The organism is Chimaeribacter arupi (genome assembly GCF_002858805.1).
Lineage (GTDB): Bacteria > Pseudomonadota > Gammaproteobacteria > Enterobacterales > Enterobacteriaceae > Chimaeribacter > Chimaeribacter arupi.
Genome location: NZ_PJZI01000024.1, coordinates 68,751 through 77,732 on the forward strand (window position 1 = coordinate 68,751; position 8,982 = coordinate 77,732).

At 60.8% G+C, this 8,982-nt stretch carries 9 protein-coding genes; 4 read left to right on the forward strand and 5 right to left on the reverse strand.

Features of this window, described 5'->3' with window-relative positions:
- Positions 1–37: 37 nt before the first annotated feature.
- The 4 genes from CYR52_RS14555 to CYR52_RS14570 all read right to left on the reverse strand — a co-directional run bounded on the left by CYR52_RS14555 (position 38) and on the right by CYR52_RS14570 (position 2,133).
- Entirely contained in the window at positions 38–1,009 is a 972-nt protein-coding gene (locus CYR52_RS14555; protein WP_101828828.1) for an XdhC family protein, read from the reverse strand.
- Positions 1,010–1,097: 88 nt separating this feature from the next.
- Entirely contained in the window at positions 1,098–1,505 is a 408-nt protein-coding gene (locus CYR52_RS14560) for a VOC family protein (RefSeq protein ID WP_072928391.1), read from the reverse strand.
- Entirely contained in the window at positions 1,498–1,881 is a 384-nt protein-coding gene (locus tag CYR52_RS14565; protein ID WP_101828829.1) for a type II toxin-antitoxin system RelE family toxin, read from the reverse strand. Before CYR52_RS14565 ends, CYR52_RS14560 begins: the two co-directional genes overlap by 8 nt.
- Positions 1,882–2,133 carry a type II toxin-antitoxin system Phd/YefM family antitoxin gene (locus CYR52_RS14570; protein ID WP_072928393.1) on the reverse strand — a complete coding sequence of 84 codons (252 nt, stop codon included), beginning with the start codon at positions 2,131–2,133 and terminating at the stop codon, positions 1,882–1,884.
- Positions 2,134–2,355: 222 nt separating this feature from the next.
- On the opposite strand from CYR52_RS14570, the gene CYR52_RS14575 reads away from it, so the two are divergent.
- From CYR52_RS14575 to CYR52_RS14585, 3 genes are all read left to right on the forward strand, one after another.
- A complete protein-coding gene (locus tag CYR52_RS14575; RefSeq protein WP_072928394.1) occupies positions 2,356–4,155 on the forward strand; it encodes a thiamine pyrophosphate-requiring protein in 1,800 nt (599 codons plus the stop codon).
- A 104-nt stretch (positions 4,156–4,259) separates the two neighbouring features.
- A complete protein-coding gene (locus CYR52_RS14580; RefSeq protein WP_101828830.1) occupies positions 4,260–4,511 on the forward strand; it encodes a type II toxin-antitoxin system prevent-host-death family antitoxin in 252 nt (83 codons plus the stop codon).
- Positions 4,511–4,939 carry a type II toxin-antitoxin system VapC family toxin gene (locus CYR52_RS14585; protein ID WP_072928396.1) on the forward strand — a complete coding sequence of 143 codons (429 nt, stop codon included), beginning with the start codon at positions 4,511–4,513 and terminating at the stop codon, positions 4,937–4,939. Before CYR52_RS14580 ends, CYR52_RS14585 begins: the two co-directional genes overlap by 1 nt.
- Before the next feature lie 82 nt (positions 4,940–5,021).
- Here the strand turns inward: CYR52_RS14585 and CYR52_RS14590 are convergent, their stop codons facing one another.
- Positions 5,022–6,491, reverse strand: coding sequence for an aldehyde dehydrogenase family protein (locus CYR52_RS14590; protein WP_101828831.1), 1,470 nt, complete (start codon positions 6,489–6,491; stop codon positions 5,022–5,024).
- Positions 6,492–7,195: 704 nt separating this feature from the next.
- Here CYR52_RS14590 and CYR52_RS14595 point away from each other — a divergent pair.
- Positions 7,196–8,740, forward strand: a complete 1,545-nt coding sequence (locus tag CYR52_RS14595; RefSeq protein WP_072928398.1) for a methyl-accepting chemotaxis protein — start codon at positions 7,196–7,198, stop codon at positions 8,738–8,740.
- Positions 8,741–8,982 lie beyond the last annotated feature (242 nt).

The window sequence follows — 8,982 nt, forward strand, 5'->3', positions numbered from 1 at the left end:
CCTTTTTTATGGCCGCCGCGCGGCGCAGCGCTTTTCGCTACGCCATCTGACGGCGGTTTTTATGCGCCACCACATCGGCCATCACCGCCAACGCAATTTCGGCCGGGGTTTTGCTGCCGAGATCCATCCCAATCGGCGCATGTACCCGCGCCAGCTCTGCCTCTGTCAACCCGCCGATGCGCTGCAACCGCTCACGCCGCTGCCGGCTGTTTTTCATCGACCCCATCGCGCCGATGTAAAACGCCGGGGTCTGCACCGCCTCCATCAGCGTCAGGTCATCCATGCGCGGGTCGTGCGTCAGCGCCACCACGGCCGTGTGGGCGTGGCACCCCTGTTGCTCGATAAATTTCGCCGGGAACTGCCGCTCGATGATCACGCCCTCCGGGAGTTGCGGCAGCAGGTTCTCCAGCTCCTCCTCCCGCGGTTCACACACCACGGTTTCAAACCCCAGCGCCACCGCAAATCCGGCGCAGTAGACCGCCACCGGCGACAGCCCGGCGACCACCAGCCGCGGCGCGGCGGCAACATGCAGCGTAAGATGGTCGCCGTCACGCGCCACATGGGTGCTGCCTGCGCCGATGTCTGCGGTGAGTGCGTGGCAGGCTGCGGGCAGCGTCAGCTGTTTCACCAGCGCGCCGTGGCCGCCCAGCGCCCGGCCGAGCCGCGCCAGATAGTCCGCGCTGGCGTCGTTGCACGGCAGGTATTCGATTAAAATATCCAGCACGCCGCCGCACGGCAGCGCGCGGTTGGGCGTCAGCCCGCCGTCCCCATAGCGCACCACCTGGCTCGCCTGCCGGAATGCCCCGGCCCGCAACCGGGCGATGAAATCCTCTTCTACGCAGCCGCCCGACAGCGACCCGCTGTAGTGCCCGTCCGCGGTGGCCGCCATCAGCGCACCCGGCGAACGCGGCGATGAGCCAAACGTCGACAGCACCGTACACAGCCACACCGGTTGCGTGCCTATCCAGCGCGCCGCCTGCTGCACCACCGTAAGATCAAGACTCTGCATTCCGCTATCCCGTTGATTGAAAAACGCCCCAGCCAGAAAGTATGGCCGCTGCGGGGGAAAAGGGAAACCGGGGGAGATGCTTTCGGCATTACGCCACCGGGCAGTGCTGGCGCTGAATCACTGTGCGGTAGCCGTCCGGGTCGAGGAAGGTGCGGCCGGCGCTGTCCCAGTAGGGGTTGAAGGCGGCTGTCAGCCGGAACCCGGCCTCTGCCATTGCCCGGCAGCGGGCGGCCCATTCGCCCTCATCAGGCAGGTAAAGCACCAGTAAATCTTCGGCGGTGGCAGCCGGGCTGACCGGGTGCGCCGGGCAATGGGTAAACTCCAGATGCCACGCCGCGCCAGGGTAGCCAAGCATCACGCCGCTGAACCCCTGATGGTCAGTGAACCCGCCTAATTCTTCCAGCCCCAGCCCGGCCTGATAAAGGCGGCTGCGTGCCGCCAGCTCAGTGACCGGGCGCGCGATACGCAAAACAGTGTGCCGGCCTGTGTCATTCATCCTCTTCCTCCTGTGTCACAAGCAGTGGCGACTCAAACAGCGCATCAAGGTTTCCCAGTTTGGCCTTCAACCCTTCATACACATCTTCCCGCCGATCAACGGTCACGACCGTGATAGTGACCGTGATGTCTCCGCCCTCATGCTCGGTAACCTGATAGATCAGTCGATAACCGTCCTGCCTGAGTTTTATTTTAAAACAGTGATCTACGCCTGACAGCTGGTGTTTTTTCGGCATCAGGGCATCCCGTGAAACGGCCCTCTTAAGCAGCAATTTTTTAAACTTTTCGCGAACATTACCACCCAGCGTATCCCACTCCTTTTTGGCACTCTTTTTAAACGTAAGCCGTGTCCTGAATTCCTTTTTGGGCTGTTGCACTCAGAGATCCTCCCAGTTGACCTCAATCTCTTCTTCATGAAGCCGGTCACGCACGCGTTTGGCTAATTCCCGCTCATCAATAATATCCATCATCATTTCAAACAGCGGGGCAGGCACACAGTAAAACGCGGTTTTACTGTGGTTCATGATCGCCACCGGCTGGCCCTCCGCAGAGGCGACCGTGGCAGAAGGGTTCTTCTTCAGTTCGGTGATTGAAGCAACATGATTGGCAAAAATGGCCGTTGCACCCATTTTTCACTCCTTAAAATGGTCTTTTTTCCGCCCTTATTTTAATAAGGCATAAAAAGTAAACAAGACGGGCGCGCGAATAATGTGCGCGGGCACGCGGTAAATGTCTCCACACTCCCTCTCCCGGCTATCCTCCTTACCTGCACCCTTCGCCAAATAAACTATGGTTAATGCAGGCTGGCGGGCAACGGCCCGCGTGGAGACGCCATAACAGGAGGAACGGCGATGGCGAAGATGACAAGCGACTTTTTTGTGGAACGCCTGAAAGCATGGGGCGTGACGCGCATTTATGGCTACCCCGGTGACGGCATTAACGGGGTGCTGGGTGCCTTGCAGCGGGCAGAGAAAAAAGGCGAGGGGATCGACTTTATCCAGGTGCGCCATGAAGAGATGGCGGCCTTTATGGCCACGGCGCACGCCAAATTTACCGGCGAGCTGGGCGTCTGCCTCTCCACCGGCGGGCCGGGGGCCACCCATATGATCACCGGCTTGTATGACGCGAAGCAGGACCATGCGCCGGTGCTGGCGATTGTCGGGCAGGCGGAGAGCACCGCGCGCGGCGCGCACTACCAGCAGGAGCTGAACCTGGATCGCGTCTTTATGGACGTGGCGGATTTCGTGCAGGAGGCCGCTGCCCCGGCGCAGGTGCGCCATCTGGTTGACCGCGGGGTGCGCATCGCCATCGCCAATAACGGCGTGACGGTGCTGGTGCTGCCGAAAGATGTGCAGGACGAACCCTGGGAGGAGCCGCAGCAGGCGCACGGCTTTACCCGCTCCGGGGCCGGTTACCACCGCCCGGTGGTGGTGCCGCAGCAGGCTGACCTGCAACAGGCGGCTGACCTGCTTAACCACGGCAAAAAAGTCGCGATTCTGATTGGTTCCGGCGCCCGCGGTGCGGAAGCGGAGGTGATCCATGTCGCGGAGACGCTGGGCGCGGGCGTGGCCAAAGCGCTGCTCGGCAAAGATGTGCTGCCGGACGATCTGCCGTTTGTCACCGGTGCCATCGGGATGCTCGGCACCAAACCGTCGTCGGACATGATGTCCGGTTGTGACACGTTACTGATGATCGGCACCGGGTTCCCGTGGGCGGAGTTCCTGCCGAAGGATGGGCAGGCGAGGGCGGTACAGATCGACATCGACCCAGGGATGCTGGGGCTGCGCTACCCGGTGGACGTGAACCTGCACGGCGACGCGGCCGCCACCCTGCGCGCGCTGCTGCCGCTGCTCAAATACAATGATGACCGGCGCTGGCAGGACAACCTCGCCAAAGAGATGGAGACGTGGCGCGAGACGCTGCGTGACCGCGCGATGGCCGCCGCCAAACCGGTGAACCCGCAGCGCGTGGTGTGGGAGATGTCGCCGCTGCTGCCGAACAATGCGATTGTCACCTCGGACTCCGGCTCCTGCGCCAACTGGTTCGCACGGGATTATCAGGCCAAGGCCGGGCAGCGCGCCTCGCTCTCCGGCGGGCTGGCGTCAATGGGCGCGGCGGTGCCGTATGCCATCGCGGCCAAATTCGCCCACCCGGATCGCCCGGTCGTGGCGCTGGTGGGGGATGGCGCGATGCAGATGAACAACATGGCGGAGCTGATTACCATCCAGAAATACTGGCGGCGCTGGGATGACCCGCGGCTGATCATCTGCGTGTTCAATAATGAGGATTTAAACGAAGTCACCTGGGAGCAGCGGGTGATGGAGGGCAACCCGCGCTACCCGACCAGCCAGGCGCTGCCGGATGTGCCCTACGCCCAGTTCGCCAACCTGCTGGGGCTGCGGGGGATTTTTGTGGATGAGCCGGACTCATTGCAGGCCGCCTGGGCCGATGCGCTGAGCGCCGATCGCCCGGTGGTGCTGGAAGTGAAAACCGACCCGGAAGTCGCGCCGTTCCCGCCGCACCTGACGCTGGAGCAGGCCAAGGGCTTCACCTCCGCGATGCTGAAAGGCGACCGCGGCGCCGGGCAGGTGATTGCCGACACCGCCCGCCAGCTCATCAACGAAGTGCTGCCGCATAAGGACAAGAAGTGAGGTAAGGGCGGCGTCTGCGGCAAAAGGCCCGGACGCCGCCTGGCATTTGCCGCTGCACTGGCATAAAATGTAGTGATGTTGCTACATTTTGTGCGGAGGTGCCGATGCCGATTACTACCATGACCAGCCGTTCGTTTAATCAGGAAATTTCCCGGGCAAAAAAAGCGGCCGAAGAAGGCCCGGTTTATATTACCGACCGCGGCGAACCGGCCCATGTGCTGCTGACCTATGAGGCCTTCAAAAAGCTGTCTGGGTCACGCAGAAGCATACTGGATGCGTTGGCGACGCCAAATGCGGGCGACATCGATTTTGAACCGGAACGCGGGAACATTGTCAGCCGGGATGTGGATTTCTGATGCGTTATCTTCTGGATACCAATGTGGTTTCTGAATTACGCAAAGCAGGGACGCTGAAAATCGATGCGAACGTGGCCCGCTGGGCAGGTTCTGTTGATGCCGGTGACCTGTTTGTTTCCACCATCACCCTCATGGAGATTGAGCGCGGCATCCTCTCGCTGGCAGGCCGGGATGCGACACAGGCGGCTATTTTGCGCGTATGGTTTGATCGGGTACTCGCAGAATTTGCCGATCGTAGCTTGCCGGTGGATACGGGGGTCGCCCTGTATTCCGCCCGTCTGCATGTGCCGGACAAACGATCGGAAAATGACGCACTGATCGCGGCCACTGCGCATCAGCACGGCATGATCGTGGTGACACGTAATACTAAAGATTTTGAGGGAATGGGTGTCCCACTGCTTAACCCGTGGGAAGATAGCGGGGGATAACGCCGCATTTCTTGCCCTGTTTTAACATGCTCTAATAAAAAGCCCGCTGTTCAGCGGGCTTTTTACTGCTCAGCAGGCGGGATCAGAACGGATAATCACGCGGGGTGTGCTGCACGCTGACCCAGTGGTCAGTGGTGAACTCTTCAATCGCCCAGTCGCCGTTAAAGCGACCCAGCCCGGAGTTCTTCTCGCCGCCGAACGGCACATGCGGCTCGTCGTTCACTGACATGTCGTTCACATGGGTCATGCCTGCCTGCACACGGCGGGCAAAGCGCACGGCGCGCTCAGTATCACGGCTGAACACGGCGCTCGAGAGGCCATATTCGCAGTCGTTGGCCAGTTGCAGCGCGTGCTCCTCATCGCGGGCGCGCTGAATGCCCACCAGCGGCCCAAAGATCTCTTCGCGGGAGAGTTCCATCTCCGGCGTGACATCGGCAAAAATGTGCGGCGGCACCAGGTTGCCGCGGATCTCGCCCGCCAGCAGCAGCCGTGCGCCCTCGTTTTTCGCCTGGGCGATTTTGCCGGTTAACGACGCGAGCTGTTTCTGGTTTACCACAGGGCCGATCACCGTGTCTGCCTGCGCCGGATCGCCTACGTTCAGGCTTTTCGCCCGTTCCACAAAACGTTCGATAAAGGCGTCATACAGGTCATCTTCCACAATGATGCGGTTAACCGCCATACAGATCTGCCCCTGATGCAGGAACTTGCCCATGATGGCGGCGTTCACCGCGCGATCGAGGTCGGCATCGGCCAGCACCACGAACGGGTTATTGCCGCCCAGCTCCAGCGCCACATGTTTCAGGTGCTTGCCGCCGCTCGCCAGCCCACCAATGTTCAGCCCGACCGGCGTGGAGCCGGTAAAGGAGATCAGTGCCGGCACCGGGTGCTCAACAAAGGCGTCACCTATCTCTGCGCCCGGCCCGACCACCACGCTCAGCAGGCCCGCCGGCAGCCCGGCCTCTTCGAAAATCCGCGCCAGCAGCAGGCCGCCGGTCACCGGGGTGTCACTGGCCGGTTTTACCACCACCGCGTTGCCGAGCGCCAGCGCCGGGGCAAGCGAGCGCTGGGTCAGGTGGAACGGGAAATTCCACGGGCTGATGACGCCCACCACGCCGAGCGCTTCCCGGTAGATGCGGTTCTCTTTGCCGGGAATATTGGACTGCACAATGCGCCCGTGTACGCGTGACGGGAAGGAGGCCGCCTCCAGCGTGATGCCGCGCGCGGCGTTCCACTCAATCTCCGCTTTAATGCGGGTACTGCCCGACTCGCGGACAAGCCAGCCGATAATCTCTTCCCGCCGGGCGGTGATGATCTCCGCCGCGCGCAGCATCACCGCAGCACGCTGCGCCGGGCCGGTCGCTGCCCAGTCACGTTGCGCCTTTGCCGCGCGCTGGTAGGCGGCATCCAGATCGTCACGGTTAGCCTGCTTGATGGTCAGCAGCGTGCTGCCGTCATAGGGGTTGGTCACATTCAGGGACTGCGCGTGGCGGCCTTCACGCCATTCACCGGCAATCGGCAACAGGTTCAGGTTCTCAAACGGGGTAGATGACATGGGTTCTCCAGACAGCCGACACAATACGTCAGCGATAAAAGGGCACGTACAGCGCAGTGCGCGCTGGGCAGTGTGTAAAAGGTAGGAGAAGGGGCGCAACAGGGCAAATCGGAAAGGCAAACCGCTTAAATAGGCGTAAATGATGAGGAAATTCCCGGCGGTGAAATTTTCTTTTATTTTTTCGGCAGGCGAGGTTAACGCGGGAGATACCGGAAAGGCTATTTTCCGGCAAGGAAGCATGAACGGGCCAATGCCGCTTTTGGTCGCGGCATAATACCGAAGGGATAATAGTCATTACGTACCGGGCGATATTATCCGGCTGTTGCGTGAAACTGCCGTAAAAAAGTAAGGCGCAAATAAAAAATAAGGGCGGCGGGCAACACGCATTACGCGGCTACCCCGGTTTCTTTTTATGCGTTCACTACCCGCTTTCCCGATGAAAAGTGCCTGCACGCGGAGGCATCCCACGCAGGCGGGGCATGGCCTGGTCTTTGGCACCCGGCTGATAATTCAACGCCCTATGTTTTTTTAATGCGCAGGTGCGGGTTATTTAATCAGTAATTATCCATTTTGCGTAATAAACCGGTTTATCGGAAATACTCTTTTTTATCCCTAAAGTTTTTATGACCTTTGCCGAAAAACAAGCTGTTTTATTAAGGAAATTCGCCCGTTTTATTCAGTGAAATAGAGATCAGGAATTCACCATGCGCAATAATCAGCCGGTTACTCAGACCCCGTTCCATTTTTCCGATGATGCGACGCTCATGTCCACCACCGATCTCAACAGCAATATTCTGTATGCCAATGATGCCTTTATTGATATCAGCGGGTTCAGTGCCGAAGAGCTGACCGGGGCGCCGCATAATCTGGTGCGCCACCCGGATATGCCGCCGGAAGCCTTTGCCGACATGTGGGCCACGCTCAGGCAGGGCGAGCCCTGGACGGGGCTGGTCAAGAACCGCTGCAAGAACGGCGATCACTATTGGGTGCGGGCCAACGTGAACCCGGTGATCCGCAACGGCACGTTGCTTGGCTATATGTCCGTGCGCATCAAACCCAGCGATCAGGAAGTGCAGGCCGCCTCCGCCATCTATCAGAAAATGCGTGACGGCACGTTGAAGAACCGCCGCCTGCACAAGGGCGTGTTGCTGGTGACCGGCCTGGGCCGCTGGCGGTCGCTGATGAAAACCCTGCCGCTGCGCTGGCGGCTCTGGTCGCCGCTGCTGGCGCTGTTGCCGTTAAGTGTGATGGGGGCTGCCGCGCTGGGGCTGGGCGGGCCGGCCCTCGGCGGCTTCACCGCCGGAATGGTGCTGTTGCTGGCGCTGGCGGCCGCCTGGCTCAACGTGCAGGTGGCCCGGCCATTGGCGCAGGTGTGCCGCCAGGCGAAAGACGTGGCGACCGGCGCGAGTTACCGGGTGGACCACCTCGACCGGGTTGATGAAATCGGCATGACATTGCGCGCCATTGGGCAGATGGGGGTGATGTTCCGCTGGCTGGTGGATGATGTCAGCAACCAGGTGATGACGGTGCGTAATGCCAGCGATGTTCTGGCGCAGGGCAACGAGGAGCTGAGCCGCCGCACTGACCAGACCGCCGCGAACGTGGAGCAGACGTCGGCCGCCATGAACCAGATGACGGCGACGGTACAGAGCAATACGGCCACCGCCACCGAAGCCAATCAGCTTTCCAGTACGGCCAGCACGGCGGCAGAGAAGGGTGGGGAATCGATGGAGGAGATCGTACGGATGATGGATGAGATCGCCCTCAGTGCCAAGAAGATCGGCACCATTACCAGCGTGATCGACAGCATCGCCTTCCAGACCAATATCCTGGCGCTGAATGCGGCGGTAGAAGCGGCGCGCGCCGGTGAGCAGGGCAAAGGGTTCGCGGTGGTCGCCGGTGAGGTGCGGGGGCTGGCGCAGCGCAGCGCCACGGCGGCGAGCGAGATCAAGAGCCTGATTGACGCCAGCGTCGGCAAAGTGATGGCCGGTTCCGGCCAGGTGCATGATGCCGGGACGACGATGGATGACATTGTAAGCCAGGTAGGGAATGTGACCACGCTTATCGGGCGCATCAGCGCTGCCACCGCCGAGCAGGGTGTCGGATTATCTGAAGTGGGCAAAGCGGTGAAGGAGCTGGAGCGCATCACCCAGCAGAATGCCGAGCAGGTGCAGGAGAGTGCGGTCTCCGCGACGCGGATGAAGCATCAGGTGGAGAGGTTGCAGCAGGCGCTGAGGGTATTCAGATAACATTTTGTTTTTGATGGTTTTTGGGGTGAGGTGGCATGTTTCGGTTGCTCATGTGGAGTGGACTTTTTTGATCGAAGTTTGTTGCGTTGGCATACGCCCGGCGTCTTTCTGCGGCTTTGCTGCCGCCGCCGGTCATAAAGTGGCATGTTTCGGTTGCTCATGTGTATTTGTCTACCCGGCTTTTCAAGCCTCAACCGAGCAGGGCCTGCCGGCGCGCCGGCCCTGCACCCGCGCGCTTTCGG